Annotated in this window: 16 protein-coding genes and 1 tRNA gene; 5 read left to right on the top strand and 12 right to left on the bottom strand. The window is 65.4% G+C overall.

Features of this window, described 5'->3' with window-relative positions; all coding sequences use genetic code 11:
* Window positions 1-26: 26 nt before the first annotated feature.
* Both A9973_RS06305 and A9973_RS06300 read right to left on the bottom strand, forming a co-directional pair.
* Window positions 27-830, bottom strand: a complete 804-nt coding sequence (locus tag A9973_RS06305; RefSeq protein WP_183012879.1) for an ankyrin repeat domain-containing protein — start codon at window positions 828-830, stop codon at window positions 27-29.
* A 9-nt stretch (window positions 831-839) separates the two neighbouring features.
* Entirely contained in the window at window positions 840-1,358 is a 519-nt protein-coding gene (locus tag A9973_RS06300) for a DUF2199 domain-containing protein (RefSeq protein ID WP_183012878.1), read from the bottom strand.
* 120 nt (window positions 1,359-1,478) lie between these two features.
* Here A9973_RS06300 and mnmH point away from each other — a divergent pair, with 120 nt between their 5' ends.
* Complete coding sequence (gene mnmH / locus A9973_RS06295) at window positions 1,479-2,525, top strand: tRNA 2-selenouridine(34) synthase MnmH (RefSeq protein ID WP_183012877.1); 1,047 nt, start codon at window positions 1,479-1,481, stop codon at window positions 2,523-2,525.
* An 88-nt stretch (window positions 2,526-2,613) separates the two neighbouring features.
* Here the strand turns inward: mnmH and A9973_RS06290 are convergent.
* From A9973_RS06290 to cysS, 6 genes are all read right to left on the bottom strand, one after another.
* A tRNA-Ser gene (locus tag A9973_RS06290) sits at window positions 2,614-2,706 on the bottom strand.
* A gap of 88 nt (window positions 2,707-2,794) precedes the next feature.
* Window positions 2,795-4,060 carry an aspartate kinase gene (locus tag A9973_RS06285; protein WP_183012876.1) on the bottom strand — a complete coding sequence of 422 codons (1,266 nt, stop codon included), beginning with the start codon at window positions 4,058-4,060 and terminating at the stop codon, window positions 2,795-2,797.
* A gap of 146 nt (window positions 4,061-4,206) precedes the next feature.
* A complete protein-coding gene (gene tilS, locus A9973_RS06280) occupies window positions 4,207-5,181 on the bottom strand; it encodes a tRNA lysidine(34) synthetase TilS (RefSeq protein ID WP_370539459.1) in 975 nt (324 codons plus the stop codon).
* A 162-nt stretch (window positions 5,182-5,343) separates the two neighbouring features.
* Complete coding sequence (locus A9973_RS06275) at window positions 5,344-6,309, bottom strand: acetyl-CoA carboxylase carboxyltransferase subunit alpha (RefSeq protein ID WP_183012874.1); 966 nt, start codon at window positions 6,307-6,309, stop codon at window positions 5,344-5,346.
* A 36-nt stretch (window positions 6,310-6,345) separates the two neighbouring features.
* Window positions 6,346-6,990: a DNA-3-methyladenine glycosylase gene (locus A9973_RS06270; protein WP_006225511.1), complete on the bottom strand. Its 645-nt coding sequence runs from the start codon at window positions 6,988-6,990 to the stop codon at window positions 6,346-6,348.
* Window positions 6,991-7,010: 20 nt separating this feature from the next.
* Window positions 7,011-8,465, bottom strand: coding sequence for a cysteine--tRNA ligase (cysS, locus tag A9973_RS06265; protein ID WP_183012873.1), 1,455 nt, complete (start codon window positions 8,463-8,465; stop codon window positions 7,011-7,013).
* Window positions 8,466-8,803: 338 nt separating this feature from the next.
* Here cysS and A9973_RS06260 point away from each other — a divergent pair, with 338 nt between their 5' ends.
* The 3 genes from A9973_RS06260 to A9973_RS06250 all read left to right on the top strand — a co-directional run bounded on the left by A9973_RS06260 (window position 8,804) and on the right by A9973_RS06250 (window position 10,897).
* Complete coding sequence (locus A9973_RS06260; RefSeq protein ID WP_183012872.1) at window positions 8,804-9,487, top strand: tetratricopeptide repeat protein; 684 nt, start codon at window positions 8,804-8,806, stop codon at window positions 9,485-9,487.
* Between the two features lie 134 nt (window positions 9,488-9,621).
* A complete protein-coding gene (locus A9973_RS06255; RefSeq protein WP_183013181.1) occupies window positions 9,622-10,131 on the top strand; it encodes a peptidylprolyl isomerase in 510 nt (169 codons plus the stop codon).
* Window positions 10,124-10,897 carry a UDP-2,3-diacylglucosamine diphosphatase gene (locus A9973_RS06250; RefSeq protein ID WP_183012871.1) on the top strand — a complete coding sequence of 258 codons (774 nt, stop codon included), beginning with the start codon at window positions 10,124-10,126 and terminating at the stop codon, window positions 10,895-10,897. The genes A9973_RS06255 and A9973_RS06250 overlap by 8 nt, the downstream gene beginning before the upstream one ends.
* A gap of 87 nt (window positions 10,898-10,984) precedes the next feature.
* On the opposite strand, the gene A9973_RS06245 is transcribed toward A9973_RS06250, so the two are convergent.
* The 3 genes from A9973_RS06245 to A9973_RS06235 all read right to left on the bottom strand — a co-directional run bounded on the left by A9973_RS06245 (window position 10,985) and on the right by A9973_RS06235 (window position 14,393).
* Complete coding sequence (locus tag A9973_RS06245; protein ID WP_183012870.1) at window positions 10,985-11,848, bottom strand: undecaprenyl-diphosphate phosphatase; 864 nt, start codon at window positions 11,846-11,848, stop codon at window positions 10,985-10,987.
* An 18-nt stretch (window positions 11,849-11,866) separates the two neighbouring features.
* Window positions 11,867-13,453 (bottom strand): TerC family protein, encoded by a 1,587-nt coding sequence (locus A9973_RS06240; protein ID WP_183012869.1) that lies wholly within the window; start codon window positions 13,451-13,453, stop codon window positions 11,867-11,869.
* 154 nt (window positions 13,454-13,607) lie between these two features.
* Window positions 13,608-14,393 carry an inositol monophosphatase family protein gene (locus A9973_RS06235; protein ID WP_169273453.1) on the bottom strand — a complete coding sequence of 262 codons (786 nt, stop codon included), beginning with the start codon at window positions 14,391-14,393 and terminating at the stop codon, window positions 13,608-13,610.
* Between the two features lie 131 nt (window positions 14,394-14,524).
* Between A9973_RS06235 and A9973_RS06230 the strand changes: the two genes are divergently transcribed.
* A complete protein-coding gene (locus A9973_RS06230) occupies window positions 14,525-15,316 on the top strand; it encodes an RNA methyltransferase (protein WP_183012868.1) in 792 nt (263 codons plus the stop codon).
* A 64-nt stretch (window positions 15,317-15,380) separates the two neighbouring features.
* Here the strand turns inward: A9973_RS06230 and A9973_RS06225 are convergent, their stop codons facing one another.
* Window positions 15,381-16,370, bottom strand: a complete 990-nt coding sequence (locus A9973_RS06225) for a tripartite tricarboxylate transporter substrate binding protein (protein ID WP_183012867.1) — start codon at window positions 16,368-16,370, stop codon at window positions 15,381-15,383.
* Window positions 16,371-16,490 lie beyond the last annotated feature (120 nt).

Below are 16,490 nucleotides of genomic sequence, written 5' to 3'. Positions count from 1 at the left end.
CATGTGCGCCATCCGCCCTCGGCAGCCTAGTAAAGCGTAAGCGTGGGCCGCCGGGCGGCGCTGCCATTCCAGGCAACGGGCATGCCGGCCGCTGCGGCCTCGCGCACGATCAGTTGCGCCACGCGCAACATGTCCGCGTCCGCGCCTTCGGGCGCGCCCCAGAACGCCAGATCCAACCGCCCTTCCTTCTTTGCGCGGTTGCGGTCCTGGCGGGTATAGAAGCAGAACCCGTGCAGGCCGGCCGTCGCGCCACCGCGCTCATGGAAGACTTCCGAGCAATCGGCAAAGCCGTCCGACTGCGTCGTGCCCACGTCTTGCATGGCCACCAGGCCCGCCTGCGTCAGCGCCTCGAACAACACATCCAGCCGGGCCTGCGCCTGGCGCCATTGCGCCGCACCGAGCTTGACGGGTTCGGGCTCCGGTTCCGGCTCTTCAAGCGCCACGCCGGTCAGCGCGGACAGCACTTCCTGCACCTCGGGCATCATCGCATTCACGGTGATGTGGTTGCCGTGGGCATCGCTGATATCCGCGCGGGCGCCCGCGTCGATCAGCAGTTGCACCGCATCCGTACTGGGCGCGAACTCGGCCGCCAGATACAGCGCGGTGCGCCCGTCGCTCTGGAATTCCAGTGGGCTGCCGGCATCGATCAACACCTTGAGCACTTCCAGGTTCTGCGGAATATCCGTGTCGTTCGCACCCATCGCGGCCTGCTGCAGCGCGGTGAATCCATGCGCGTCGACGGCCGCCGGGTCCGCGCCCGCCGCCAGGCAAGCACGCACCACCTTCACATCGCCGCTGCGGGCGGCATCGAATATCTTGCTGGGCTTCAAGGGCGGCTCCTAGGTTTGCGCCACACCGGCGCCATGCACAAGCATCGCGTAGATTTCCGCGACCCGTTCCACCGTAATGCCCTCGCGCTGCTCGACGGCGAGCGGATGGCTGGTCGGCTCCAGCTCAATCGACGGCCGGATGCCGCCGTCACGCAAATGCACATGCGTCTTCAGGCTCAGCGTATCCGGATAGGGCGCGAGCTGCGTATTCAGCCAACCGAACATGGGCGGCGTTTGCGCGCGCACGGGCTCGTCGAAGGTGCGCACCCAGGTCTCGTAGCTGGCCAGGCTGACCGATACCCACACGCCCCACACGAAGGGCTCGGGATACCCATGAATGGGCAATTCGATGCAACCGCGCACGAAGAATTGCTGCTCGTCGATCACGCAGTCGTCACTGCCCAGGTCGCCGCGCTGCTGCTGTTCTTCCGGGGCGATTCGGTAGTAGCTTTCGGGCGCCTCGGCGCCAAAGCTCGGCAGGCCATGATGGCGCTGATCACACGTGGCGCACTTGAATGAGAATTCCATATTCCAGGCAGGCAGGGAGAATGCGCAGATGATAGCAACCAGCGCGCCAAGCCCCCGTGTCAGGAAAGCATTATTCTAGTGACCGCTTCGCCCCTTCCGATCAACGCAACGGCTCCCAACGTGAAACACCTGCTCGCCAGCCTAGACAAGCTGGATGACTTCGACGAAATCATCGATGTGCGCTCGCCGCTCGAATACGCCGACGACCACATCCCCGGCGCGATCAACGCGCCCGTGTTCAGCAATGAAGAACGCGCGCAGGTCGGCACCTTGTACCGCCAAGTCTCGCCCTTCGAGGCCTCGCGCACCGGCGCGGCCATCGTCGCCCGCAACATCGCACGTCACCTGGAAACCACCTTCGCGGACCGCCCGCAAGGCTGGCGTCCGCTGGTGTACTGCTGGCGCGGCGGCAAACGCTCCGGTTCGATGACGGTGATGTTCAACATGATCGGCTGGCGCGCGCGCCAACTGGACGGCGGCTACAAGCGTTACCGCGGCGCCACGCTGGAGGCCCTGGACACGCTGCCCGCAGCCCTGCGCTACGTCGTGCTGGTCGGCCCCACCGGCAGCGGCAAGACGCGCCTGCTGAACGCGCTGGACCGGGCCGGCGCCCAGACCTTGGACCTGGAGCAGTTGGCGTCGCATCGGGGGTCGCTGTTGGGCGCGCTGCCCGGCGTCGCCCAACCCTCGCAGAAGCGGTTCGACACGCTGCTGGCCGGGCGCCTGCGCGAATTCGACGCAAGCCGGCCGGTCTACGTGGAATCGGAAAGCCGCAAGATCGGGTCGGTGGCGCTGCCGCCCGCCCTGCTGCAAGCCATGCACCAGGGCGCCTGCATCGAAGTCGCCTGCACGCGCGAAGACCGCGCCACCTTCCTGCAACAGGATTACGCGGAACTGTTCGAAAACCCGGAGTGGCTGAAGGCCCAACTGCAACGCCTGCTGGGCCTGCACAGCCGCGACGTCATCAACGGCTGGCTGCAAATGGTGGACGAAGGCCGCCGCATCGACCTGGCGCGCGAACTGATCGACCGCCACTACGACCCCGCCTACGCCCGCAGCAGCCATGCGCACTACACGCAGTTGCCGCAAGCCACGCGGATGGATTTCCGGCCGAACGACGCTGATGTCGTGGAGCAGGCCCGTGTGCTACTGGCGGCGCTGACATGAAACGCCCAAGAAAAAACCCCGCATTCGCTTTCGCGATTGCGGGGTTTTTATCTTCAGCACTGGCCAGAAGCCAGTACTAAAGCTTATCTGGCGGAGACGGTGGGATTCGAACCCACGATGCAGTTTTTAGCCGCATACTCCCTTAGCAGGGGAGCCCCTTCAGCCTCTCGGGCACGTCTCCGAAAAGAGAACGAGATTCTAGCACGTTTTTTTTGAGTCTTGCCCGCAAACGGGGCCATCAATCAAAAAAACGTGCCGGAACCGTTGCCTTATTCCTTGGCGCCCGGCGTCTGGTCCAGGCCGAAGGCCTTGTGCAGCGCGCGCACGCCCAATTCCATGTACTTGTCGTCGATGATGACGGACGTCTTGATCTCGCTGGTGCTGATCATCTGGATGTTGATGCCTTCTTGCGAAAGCGTCTGGAACATCAGGCTGGCCACGCCCACGTGCGAGCGCATGCCGATGCCCACGATCGAGACCTTGGCGACCTTCTCGTCGGTGGACAGCTCGCCCGCGCCCACGGCGGGGATGACTTCGCGCTTGAGCAGGTCGACGGCGCGCGCGAACTCGTTGCGGTTCACGGTGAACGAGAAGTCGGTCGTGCCAGCCACGGACTGGTTCTGCACGATCATGTCGACGTCGATGTTGGCGGCGGCGACAGGACCCAGGATGGAGAAAGCGATGCCCGGTTTGTCGGGCACGGCCAGCAAGGTGATTTTGGCTTCGTCGCGGCTGAAGGCGATGCCGGAGACAACGGCGGCTTCCATTTTTTCGTCTTCCTCAAAAGTAATCAGCGTGCCCGAGACCATTTCTTCGTCGAGCGGGATGAGCGGGTCGGTCAGCGAGGACAGGACCCGGACCGGTACACGGTATTTGCCGGCGAATTCGACCGAGCGGATCTGGAGGACCTTGGAACCCAGCGACGCCATTTCCAGCATTTCCTCGAAGGAAACGACGGCCATGCGGCGCGCTTCGGGCACCACGCGCGGATCGGTCGTGTAGACGCCGTCCACGTCGGTGTAGATCAGGCATTCGTGGGCTTTGATGGCCGCCGCCACGGCCACGGCCGAGGTGTCCGAACCGCCACGGCCCAGCGTCGTGATGTGGCCTTCCGGGTCGATGCCCTGGAAGCCCGTCACGATCACGACCCGGCCGGCGTCGAGGTCGGCGCGGATGCGCGCGTCGTCGATGGAGCTGATGCGCGCTTTCGTGAAGGACGAATCGGTGCGCACGGGCACTTGCCAACCGGCATAGCTGCGCGCGGGCACGCCTTCTGCCTGCAGCGCGATCGCCAGCAAGCCGCTGCTGGCCTGCTCGCCGGTGGCGGCGATCATGTCGAGCTCACGGCCGTCGGGCTGGGGCGTGATTTCGCGTGCCAGGCCAAGCAGGCGATTCGTTTCGCCCGCCATTGCCGACGGGACAACAACAACCTGGTGGCCTGCGGCATGCCACTTCGCGACGCGACGCGCCACGTTTCTGATGCGCTCGACCGAGCCCATCGAAGTACCGCCATATTTGTGAACGATCAGGGACATCTCGTACTCTGGCTGGGAACCCGCCGCAAAGTGGTGGCGGGCAAAACCATATATTCTAGCGCGGCGGTAAAAATTTGCTCAGTTTGAGGAAATTTATGTTCATTACGCGGCTATTTTTCTGCGGATTCTTTCCAAAGCAGCCGTTTTTATCCTCTGGGTTCCACCCAGACCCGTCCCCGATGGCAACGGACCACGTGCCCGGCCTGCTCTACCCGCAGTTGGCGGTCATGGCCCAGGCTGTGCAGTCCGCGCAGTTGGCGCAGCAGGTCGCGCAGGCGCGCGTCGGTGGGCATGCGGGCGCCGTTTTGCGCCAGCCAATAGCGCAGCACTTGCGACTGACGCGCCGCCGACAATCCGCGCCATGCTTGCAGCGAAAAACTGGCGGCGTCCGGGCTGGGATCCAGCCGGGCGAAATCTTCGCGCGCGACTTCGTCCAGGATCTGCGCCGCCTCGGCCATGTGGTCCGCGTGCCGGGCGACGATGCCCCGCCACCCCGGCCATCGGCTGTCCAGCACCGGCGCCAGCAGCTCGCGTACCGCGGCGCGCGTGTAGCGGGGGTCGGCATTGGTCGGGTCCTGCACCGGCTGCCAGCCGCAAGCGGCCTCCACCGATGCCGCGGCCTGCAGGATGGTCGCGCGGTCCTGGCCCAGCCAGGGGCGCAAGTAGCAGACGCCGTCGCGCTGCGTCGCCGGCGACATGGCCGCCATGCCCGCCAGCCCCGTGCCCCGCAACAGGCGCAACAGCACGGTTTCGGCCTGGTCGTTGCGGTGATGCGCCAGCAGCACGTGGTGCGTTCCGTGCGTATCGGCCAGCCCGGCCAGTGCCGCATAGCGCGCGTCGCGGGCAGCCGCTTCCATGCCTTTGCCGCCCGCCTGCTCGACCTGCACCCGGGCCTCGGCCACAGGCACGTCCAGCAAGGCGCCCAGCGCATGCGCCCGGCGCCCCCAGGCATCGGCGGCGGCCTGCAGCCCGTGGTGCACATGGAACAGCGACAGGCCGATGCCCAGTTCGCGGCACACGGCCGCCGCATGCACGGCCAGCATGGCCGAGTCCGCGCCGCCGCTGACCGCGGCCGCGATGCGTGCGGGACGCTCGGGCAAGGCCAACAGGGCCCGCCGCAACGCGGCGGCAAGTTCCGGGGAAACGGGGAGCAAAAGCGGGACGGAATGCGCAACGCCCGACTCGGCCGCGAGGGGCGTGTCGGGCGTCGGCCGGACGTTCATGGGGATGGCGCGGGTAGCGCGGTCGCGGCGCAGGCGGGTCCGCCCGCGCCCCTGCCCGCCTTACGCGCGCACTTCCTGATAAGCGCCGTAGGACAGCACGCGTTGCACGCGCTGTTCCACAAGCTGTTCGGGCGTCATGCCCTGAAGCTGGCGCAGGGCGTCGCCCAGCGCGCGGCGCAGCAGGCGCGCCATGACGCGGGGGTCGCGGTGCGCGCCGCCCACGGGTTCGTTGACCACGCGGTCCACCAGGCCCAGGTCCTTCAGGCGCGGGGCGATGATGGCCAGCGCCTCGGCGGCGTCGGGGGCCTTGTCGGCGCTGCGCCACAGGATCGACGCGCAGCCTTCCGGCGAAATCACGGCATAGGTGGCGTACTGGAGCATCAGCACGGCGTTGCCCACGGCGATCGCCAGCGCGCCGCCCGAGCCGCCTTCGCCGATGATCGTGCAGATCACGGGGACCTTGAGCTCGGCCATGGCGTACAGGTTGTGGCCGATGGCTTCGGACTGGCCGCGCTCTTCGGCGCCGATGCCGGGATAGGCGCCCGGGGTGTCCACGAACGTGAACACGGGGATGCCGAATTTTTCAGCCAGGCGCATCAGGCGCAGGGCCTTGCGATAGCCCTCGGGACGCGGCATGCCGAAATTGCGGGCGGCGCGTTCCTTGGTGTCGCGGCCCTTCTGATGGCCGATGACCATGCAGGGCGTGCCGTTGAAGCGCGCAAGACCACCGATGATGGACTGGTCGTCGGCGTACATGCGGTCGCCGTGCAGTTCATGGAAGTCGGTGAACATTTCGCGCACGTAGTCCAGCGTGTACGGACGCTGGGGGTGGCGGGCGACAAGGGCCGTCTGCCACGGCGTGAGCTTGGCGTAGATTTCCTTGGCCAAGGTCTGGCTCTTCTGCTGCAGACGCCCGATCTCGTCGGAAATGTCTACCGCTGAATCGGCCTGCACATAGCGCAGCTGTTCGATCTTGTTTTCAAGTTCGGCCAGCGGCTGTTCAAATTCCAGAAATGTATTGCGCATGTAGTGTGGTTCCGTAGATGGGCTGCCTGGTGTGCATCAGTATTGAACCGGTGTCGGTTCCAGACTGCGCCATAGGTACCAGGTTGCCACGGTACGCCAGGGCTGCCACGCCAGCGAGACTTCGCGAGCCTCGAAGCGCGAGACAGGCTCGCCACTGAAATAGTGTAGCGAGATTGCCTTGAGCAACCCGGGATCATCCAGCGGCAGGACGTCAGGCCGCTGTAGATTGAAAATCAAAAACATCTCCGCCGTCCAGCGCCCGATGCCCCGGATGGCGACCAATTCAGAAATAACGGCTTCATCGTCCATCGCCGCCCACTTTTCAGGGTGGACGCGGCGTTCGCCGAAATGCACGGCCAGATCCAGCACGTATTCGGCCTTGCGCTGGGACAGGCCGGCCTTGCGCAGCCCGTCCACGCCCACGCGCAGCACGGCGACCGGCGTGGGGCGCTTGCCCACGGCGTCGATGAACTTGGTCCAGACGGCGTCGGCCGCCTTGGTGGAGATCTGCTGGCCGATGATCGCCCGCGCCAGCGTCACGAACGGCGTGCCGCGCGAGGTCAGCCAGACCTCGGGATGCTGGGGGATGACCTTTTTCAGGATCCGGTCGCGCCGCATCAGATGGGCGACGGCGGCCTCCCAATACTCGGGCTTGGGGATGTCGAGATCGGCGGTGGACATGTCGGGGGTATCCACTGGGCTCACGCCCGGCGCCATTGCGTCAAACCACCCGGCTTGTCGTCGAGCTCAATCCCGGCATCGCGCAATTCGGCGCGGATGCGGTCCGCTTCGGCGAAGTTGCGTGCGGCCTTGGCGGCCGCGCGCGCGTCGATCAGCGACTGGATGGCGGCGGCGTCCAGCGTGGCGCGCTGGCCTTGCTCGATCGCCGCAGCGGAATAGCGGGTGGGCGACTGGAAATACGTCGCCGGGTCCTGTTGCAGCAGGCCCAACAGCGACGCCAGCGCCTTCAACTGGCCGGCGCTGCGCGCGCTTTTGCCGCGATTGGCCTCGGAGGCCAGTTCAAACAGGGCCGCGATCGCGCCGGAACTATTGAAATCGTCGTCCATGGCGGCCTTGAAGGCCTGGGCCTGCGGCTCGTTCCAGTCGACGCCCTGGTCGTCGGCCGCCACGTTCTGCAGCGCCTGGTACAGGCGGTCCAGCGCGTTCTGCGCGTCGACCAGATTGTCCGGCGTGTAGTTCTGGGCGCTGCGGTAGTGGTTGCGCACAATGAAGAAGCGCACCATTTCGGCCTCGCGCGAGTTCACGCGGTAGGTCGCCTCGTCCGTGGCCGGCTCGCCCTGGGCGACCGTCTGGCGGATGGTGCGGAAATTGCCCAGCGACTTGGACATCTTGTCCGAATCGACCATGAGCGGACCGCAGTGCATCCAGATATTGGCCAGCGTGCCGCCGAAGGCGCCTTCGGTCTGCGCGATCTCGTTTTCGTGGTGCGGGAACTTCAGGTCCGGACCGCCGCCGTGGATGTCCAGGGGCAGGCCCAGCAGGGATTTGCTCATGGCCGAGCATTCGATATGCCAGCCCGGACGGCCCAGGCCGTACGGGGATTCCCACTTGGTGTCGGCGGGTTCGTCGGCCTTGGCCGATTTCCACAGCACGAAATCCAGCGGATCGCGCTTGGCGGACCCCACGGGCACGCGTTCGCCGGCCCGCAGGTCGTCCAGCGTCTTGCCGGACAGTTTGCCGTAGCCGGGAAACTCGCGGACGGCGTAGTTCACGTCGCCGTCGTCGGCCTGGTAGGCCAGGCCGTTCTGCTCCAGCTTGCCGATGATGTCGAGCATGTCGCCCACGTACTGGGTGGCGCGCGGCTCGCGGTCGGGGGATTCCACGCCCAACGCCTGCTCGTCGGCATGCATGGCGGCAATATAGAACTCGGTGACTTCGCCGATGCGGCGGCCGGTTTCAACGGCACGGCGGATGATCTTGTCGTCGATGTCCGTGATGTTGCGCACGTAATCGACCGCAAGCCCGCTGGCGCGCAGCCAACGCTGCACGACGTCGAACGAGACCAGCATGCGGGCATGGCCCAGATGGCAGAAGTCGTACACGGTCATGCCACACACGTACATGCGCACCTGACCGGCCTGGGCCGGCTTGAACGGTTCTTTGGTACGCGATAACGTGTTGTAGATTTGCAGCATGGCGCTTTAGGATTCGTGTAATTGCTTCCGGGGCGGATTCGGAAAGTTGCTTGCGAAGGACAATACCTTCGCAGCCTGCCGCCAACACCGTCGTCATCGAATACCGACGACAGGTCTTGCCTGGCCCTCGGGACCGGTCCGACCTAGCCCTCAGGGCCCGTTCAACTTGGCCTTCAAGGGCAGTTCAACCTGGCCCTCAAGGCCAGTTCAAACCAGCCCTTGCACCCGATGTCGAGCCAAAAACTCAACCGGGGCTAAAATGGCGGTCGTCAAGTATAGCAAGCGGCCCGGTCGCGCGCGTAAGTGCGGGCCGGCCACGACTTTTAACGGATACCCACGTGACTATCAAGCCGCGTTTTTGTGTCGCCCTGCTCGCCCTGGCTGTCGCCGGCGCGCCGGTTGGAACCGCCCTTGCCCAGTCGATGGCCGGCGGCGGGGGTGCCAGTCCCAATGCCACCCGCACCACGCTGGACCCGATTCCGCCCGAAGGCGGCTGGGACAGCCTGGCCAATCTGCTGGAAGCGGCCAAGCCCGGCGTCGATACGCGGCTGGCCCCATCGCCGTCGCAGGTCACCTCGCGCATCGAGATGCTGCTGAACCGCGGCGACGTGAACGAAGCCCTGGCCTTGATCGAAAAGCGCGAAGAAGAGGTCAAGGACCAGCGCGGCACCGACGTGCAACTGATGTTCCAGCACGCGCGCGCCCTGGCCGCCCTGAAGCGCACGAACGAGGCCATCGACATCTACACCGACATGACCACGCGTTTCCCGGAGCTGCCGGAACCTTGGAACAACCTGGCGGCTCTATATGCCAGCCGCGGTGAACTTGAAAAAGCGCAAGATGCCCTGCAAATGGCATTGCGCGCCGACCCCGGCTATGCGGCCGCCCGGGCCAATCTGGGCGACCTGCAACTGCTGCAGGCCCTGCAGACCTACAAAAAGGCCGCCAGCGACGGCGTGCCCGGCATGCAGGACAAAGCCCGCGAAGTCGAAACCATGCTGAAGGATAAACAAGGCAAATGATGTCCCGTTACTCCCCCTTCCACCTGCTGCGCCTGACGGCGTGCTCGTTCGCGCTGGCCGCATTTGCCCCAGCCCTCGTCAGCGCCGCTCCTGCGGCCACTTCTTCCACCTCCACTTCTGAAGGCACAAAAGCCATGAGCACCAATCCCCGCGTCAAGCTCGTCACGAACCAAGGCGACATGGTCATCACCCTGGACGCCGCCAAGGCGCCCAAGACCGTCGAGAACTTCCTGACCTACGTCAAGGAAGGCTTCTACAACGGCACCGTGTTCCATCGCGTGATCGACGGTTTCATGATCCAGGGCGGCGGTTTCGAACCCGGCATGAAGCAGAAGCAAACCCATGGCACGATCGAAAACGAAGCCAACAATGGCCTGAAGAACGACAAGTACACCCTGGCGATGGCCCGCACCAGCGACCCGCACTCGGCGACTGCCCAGTTCTTCATCAACGTGTCGAACAACGATTTCCTGAACTTCACGTCGCCCACGCCGAATGGCTGGGGCTACGCCGTCTTCGGCACCATCACCGAAGGCACGGACGTGGTCGAGAAGATCAAGGGCGTGAAGACCGGCAACAAGGGCTTTCACCAGAACGTGCCGAACGAAGACGTGATCATCGAGAAGGCCGAAATTCTTGAATAAGATTGCCTTGTCCGGCCCGATCTGGCTGGCATCCGACTTGCACCTGGGGCCGGCCACGCCGGCTACCTCGGAGGCCTTCCTGGCCTTTCTGCAAGCCGCGCAAGAAGACGCTGCCGCCCTGCTGCTGCCGGGCGACATCTTCGACGCCTGGATCGGCGACGACGTGATCCGCGCCGCACCGCCGTGGCTGGCCACGGTGGTGGCGGCGCTGCGGGAAACGGCCGGGCGCATCCCGGTGTGGCTGGGCCGCGGCAACCGCGACTTCCTGATCGGGGAAGAGCTCGCCACCGCCGTGGGCGCCAAGCTGCTGCCCGAACCCGCCCTGCTGGAAACGGATTTCGGCCAGGTGCTGTTGACCCACGGCGACGAGTTCTGTACGGACGACGCCGCCTACCAGCAGTTCCGCAAGATGGTCCGCGATCCGCAATGGCAGGCCGAATTCCTGGGCAAGACCATTCCTGAACGCCTGGCGATGGCGCAGCAGGCCCGTGGCGAAAGCCAGGCGGCCAACCAGACGAAGTCCATGGAGATCATGGACGTCAACGGCGCCGCCATCGACGCCATCTTCCACGAGACGGGCGTGCGCGTGCTGGTGCATGGCCACACGCACCGCCCCGCGCGCCACGTGCTGGATGTGGACGGCAAGAAGCGCGAACGCTGGGTGCTGCCCGACTGGGACTGCGACCACGCGTCGCCGGCCCGTGGCGGCTGGCTGGTCATCGACCGCGATGGCCTGGAGTTTTACGACCTGGAAACGGAAGCGTAGCCCTCCTGCACCACCGCCGGCGCACACTAGGAAAAAGGGCCTCGCACATGGTGCGAGGCCCTTTTTTTATCCCGCCGCCGAACAGGCCTAGCGGGTGAAGATCCAGGCGGCCACCACCGCGCCGAACACGATGCGATACCACGCGAACACGCGGTAGGTATGGTTGGCCACGAAGCGCAGCACCGCGCGCACCACGACCATCGCGCTCAGGAACGCCGCGATGAAGCCCACGGCGATGCCGGACAGGTCGTGCTGGGTCAGCACACCGAAGTTCTTGTACATGTCGAAGACGGCTGCGCCCAGCATCGTGGGCATAGCCAGGAAGAACGAGAACTCGGTGGCCGTCTTGCGCTGGATGCCGGCGATCATGCCGCCGATGATGGTGGCGCCCGACCGCGACGTACCGGGGATCATGGCGAAACACTGCGCCACGCCTACGCCCAGCGCCTGCTTCCACGTGATCTGCTCCAGCGTGTGCGCCGAGGCGCGCTCGTCGGAAGCCGTATCGTCGGCCGCGCCCGGCTGATCGCCCGGCGTGTGGTGCGTCTTGCGCTCGACATACAGCATGATCAGGCCGCCCACCACCAGGCTCACCACCACCACGCCCGGGTGGTACAGCACCGACTTGATCGTCTTGATGAAGATCGCGCCGATGACGGCGGCGGGCAGGAAGGCGATGATCAGGTTGCGAGCGAAGGCCACCTCGCTGGGCACCCCCGTCAAGGCGCCGCGGATCAGCTGGAGCAGCCGCGCGCGGAACACCCACATCACGGCCAGGATGGAGCCCAGCTGGATCACCACCTCGAAGACCTTGCCGTCGCCGGATTGGAAGTTGATCCAATCGCCCACCAGGATAAGGTGGCCCGTACTGGATACCGGAATGAATTCCGTCAGGCCTTCAAGAATGCCAAGGATGAATGCCTTGATCAGATAGAGCGCGTTTTCAGTCACGATAGGTAGGGTTTCCGGTTAATCGTTGGCAAGCGATGCTTCGTCGGAGAGCATTTCGTGGGGCCGCTTCTCGACGCGCACCAGCGCGATCCGGCGGCCGTCCATTTCCAGGACTTCAAAGCGGAAGTGCTGGTGATGGATGTCGTATTCGCAGACATCGCCCGGCTTGGGCAGATGCCCGAAGCGCGACAGCAGATAGCCCGCCAGGGTGGAGAAGTCTTGGGCTTCGTCGACCAGGCCTTCGGTTTCCAGCACCTGTTCGACATGGTGCAGGTCGGCGGCGCCGTCGATCTTCCAGGTGTTGTCGCCGTCGGCCACGATGTCGGGCAGTTCGTCCTCGTCGGGGAACTCGCCGGCGATGGCCTCGAAGACGTCGATGGGCGTGACCAGGCCTTCGATGGCGCCGAACTCGTCGGCCACCAGCACCAGCTGGCCGCGCGACCGCTTCAGCGTGTCCATCAGGCGCAGGATGCCGATGGCTTCGTGCACGATGATGGGGTCGCGCAGGCGGTTGCGGCGCACCCGGCCTTCGGTGATCAGGTCGGCCACCAGGTCTTTGGCGCGCGCGATGCCCAGCACTTCGTCCAGCGAACCGCGGCAGACGGGGAAGAAGCTATGGGGGGCTTCAGTCAGTTGGCGGCGGATCAGTTCGGGGTCGTCGTCGATGTTGACCCACGACACGTCCGTGCGCGGCGTCATGATCGACCGGATGGACCGTTCGGCCAGGGTCAGCACGCCGCTGACCATGTTGCGCTCTTCGACGCCGAAGGCTGGCATGGCCGGGCCGTCCGCGTTGGGCAGGTCGGGTTCGTCGCTGGCGGGCGGGCGCTTGCCCAGCATGCGCAGCACGGCAGACGCCGTGCGTTCGCGCATCGGGCGGCGCGCGTCCAGCTTCAGCAGGTTGCGGCGCGCTACCTGGTTAAGCGCTTCGATGGCCACCGAGAAGCCGATGGCGGCGTACAGGTAGCCCTTGGGCACCTTGAAGCCGAAGGCCTCGGCCAAGAGCGAAAAGCCGATCATCAGCAGGAAGCCCAGGCACAGGACCACCACGGTCGGGTGCGCGTTGACGAAGCGCGTCAGGGGCTTGGAGGCCAGCAGCATGATGCCGATGGCGATGATGACGGCGATCATCATGATGGCCAGGTGGTCCACCATGCCCACCGCGGTGATCACGGAGTCCAGCGAGAACACGGCGTCCAGCACCACGATCTGCGTCACGATGACCCAGAAGCTGGCGTACACGCGCGGCCCGGACGAGCCCACGTGCTGCCCGCCCTCCAGGCGCTCGTGCAGCTCCATCGTGCCCTTGAACAGCAGGAACAGGCCGCCCACCATCAGGATCAGGTCGCGCCCCGAGGGGGACAGCGGACCGACGGAGAACAGGGGGGTGGTCAAGGTGACCAGCCACGACATGACGGACAAGAGGCCAAGCCGCATGATGAGGGCCAGGCTCAACCCCATGATGCGCGCACGGTCGCGCTGCGCGGGGGGCAATTTGTCCGCCAGGATGGCGATGAAAATCAGGTTATCAATGCCCAGGACGATCTCAAGGACGACCAGGGTAAGCAAGCCGACCCACGCAGCGGGGTCTAGCAGCCACTCCATCAGGAGCTCCAGAAGTTACGCGACCGGTAATCGTACATGGAAATGCCATGACATGCCGGTGACACGCCTCGTCCGTATGCAGGATGGCCGGCGCCCGCGCATAAAAAAAACCGGCCCGAAGGCCGGTTTCCAGACTGCCGGATCCGCGTCGGGATCAGGCGGCCGACGGCGGGTTCAGCGACGTCAGCATTTGCGTGAAGATCTTCGGGCTGGCAGCCAGGACGTTGCCGCTGTCCATCCAGCCTTGTTCGCCGTCGAAGTCGGCGATCAGGCCGCCGGCTTCCAGGACCATCAGGCTGCCGGCAGCCACGTCCCAGGGCTTCAGGCCCACGCCGCAGAAGCCGTCCAGGCGGCCGCAGGCCACGTAGGCCAGGTCCAGCACGGTAGCGCCCAGGCGGCGCACGCCGGTGGCGCCTTCAGCCATCTGGCGGAAGCGCTGCGAGCCCTGCTCGGGATCGCCGGCGCTTGGCCAGTGGGCGCCCAGCAGCGCCTCGTGGTAGCGGGTGCGGCCCGAGACGCGTACGCGGCGGTCGTTCAGGAAGGTGCCGCTGCCACGGCTGGCCGTGAACAGTTCATTGCGCGACGGGTCATAGATGACCGCTTGCGTGACCTGGCCGCGCTGCGTCAGCGCGATCGACACGGCGTAGTTGGGCAGGCCGTGGATGAAGTTCGTCGTGCCGTCCAGGGGATCGATGATCCACTGGAATTCGGCCTGGTCGGGACCTTGCAGCCCGAATTCCTCGCCCAGCACGGCATGGTCCGGGTAAGCGGCATGCAGTGTTTCGACGATGGACTCCTCGGCGGCGCGATCGACTTCCGTGACATAATCGCGCGGCCCCTTGCGAGCCACGCTGAGTCGTTCCAAATCCATGCTGGCACGGTTGATAATGGTGCCGGCACGCCGGGCCGCCTTGATGGCGATGTTGAGCATCGGGTGCATAAAATTCCGTACGTATGCGGTGGGTTCGCGTGATGGTAGGCCACTTGCCGCCCCCCGGGTCCGTCGTCGCCCCCACCGGGGAAATCGACCCAAAAAACCAGGAAGGCACTCAGCCAAACGTGCCATTTTAAATGACTCAAGCATTTTCACGTGTTCGCTTCGTTATGGTGAACCCCAGCCACCCCGGAAACGTCGGTTCGGCGGCCCGTGCAATCAAGACGATGGGCTTCTCGGAACTGGTGCTGGTCGAGCCTAAATTTCCAGATGTAACAAGCCAGCCAGAGGCCGTGGCGCTCGCCAGCGGCGCGCTGGACGTGCTGGAAAACGCGCGCATCTATCCGTCGCTGGAAGCCGCGCTGGCGCCCGTCACCATGGCTTTCGCCCTGACCGCCCGCGTGCGCGACCTGGGTCCCCCGCCCTGCGACATCCGGCAGGCGGCCGACCTGGCCTGCGCCCATTTGGCCGAGACGGCCGAGGGCGTGGCCGCGATCGTGCTGGGCACCGAACGCGCCGGGCTGACCAACGCCCAGATCGCGCTGTGCCACCGCATCTGCCACATTCCCGCCAATCCCGAATACAGCTCGCTGAACGTCGCCCAGGCCCTGCAACTGGCCGCCTGGGAACTGCGTTACGCCTTGCTGGTGGACCAGGGCGCGGCGCTGCTGCCCGCCTCCACCGCCCAGGAACCGGCGCGCGGCGCCGAGCCCGCCTCAAGCGAAGCGGTGCAGGCGTTCCTGGCGCACTGGGAAGAGGCGCTGATCGGCGTCCAGTTCCTGGACCCGGCGCACCCCAAGAAACTGATGCCGCGCATGCGCCACCTGTTTTCACGCCCGGCCTTGACCCGCGACGAAGTCGACATGATGCGCGGCGTGTGCACGGCGATGCTGGCCACCGCCAAGCGCAACGGCGGCGCAAAAAAATAGGGACAGGCATTAGCCTGTCCCTTCCTTGCATCCCCGGCGGCAAGCCTGCCGGGGAATATCGCGATCAGTCCACCTTGGCGCCCGAGGCCTTGACCACCGGGGCCCAGCCTTCCACTTCCGACTTGATGAACTGGCCGAATTCGGCCGGCGTGGTCTTCACGCCCACGGCGCCCAGCTTCTCGAAGCTGGTCTGCACGGACGCCTTGTCCAGCGCTTGCTGCATGGCGGCGTTCAGCTTGTTGATCACTTCCGGCGGCGTGCCGGCGGGCGCCAACAGGCCGAACCACGACGACACGTCGAAATCGGTGAAGCCCGATTCCTTCATCGTGGGCAGGTCCGGCGCGCTCTTCGAACGTTCGCTGGTGGTCACCGCCAGGGCGCGCAGCTTGCCCGATTGGGCGTGCGGCCATGCCGAGGGCATGTTGTCGAACATGAACTGCACCTGGCCGCCGATCAGGTCGGTAATGGCCGGCGAGCTGCCCTTGTAGGGCACGTGCAGGACGTCGATGCCCGCCTTCATCTTGAACAGTTCGCCCGCCATGTGGATGGAGGTGCCGCTGCCCGACGAGGCGAACGCCAGCTTGCCCGGGTTCTTCTTCGCGTATTCAACCAGTTCTTGCACCGATTTCACCGGCACTTCCGGGTTTACGACCAGGATGTTCGGCACCTTGGCGCCCAGCGCCACGGGAGCGAAGTCCTTGCGCAGGTCGAACGTGACGTTCTTGTACAGCGTCTGGTTGATGGCGCTGGTCACGGCCACGAACAGCAGCGTGTAGCCGTCAGGGGCGGCGCGCTGGACCTGGTCGGTGGCGATGTTGCTGCCGGCGCCCGGCTTGTTCTCGACCACGAACGATTGACCCAGGCTCTCGGTGAGCTCCTTGGCCATGATGCGCGCGATCACGTCCGTCGTGCCGCCGGCGGAAAAACCGACCACGATACGGACAGGCTTGTCGGGATAGGCGGCATGGGCGGATCCCATGGCGAATGTGCTTGCGGCGGTGGCCAGAAGGGTGGCGGCCAGACGCCGCAGGCCAGGCTTTTGACCTGTAGTCATAGTGTCTCCGTGCAGGTACTGTCCATTGAATGGACGATTCGAATTATTGGATGATGCATTCTGAGCTATACACGGCGAGTGCATCAAGGTAGAGTCCACGGTACGGACAATGGTTTTCCC

The sequence above is a fragment of the Achromobacter sp. UMC46 genome (assembly GCF_014170335.1).
Lineage (GTDB): Bacteria > Pseudomonadota > Gammaproteobacteria > Burkholderiales > Burkholderiaceae_B > Achromobacter.
Note: the sequence above shows the minus strand (reverse complement) of the source record. Positions and strands in the feature narration are given on the sequence as shown.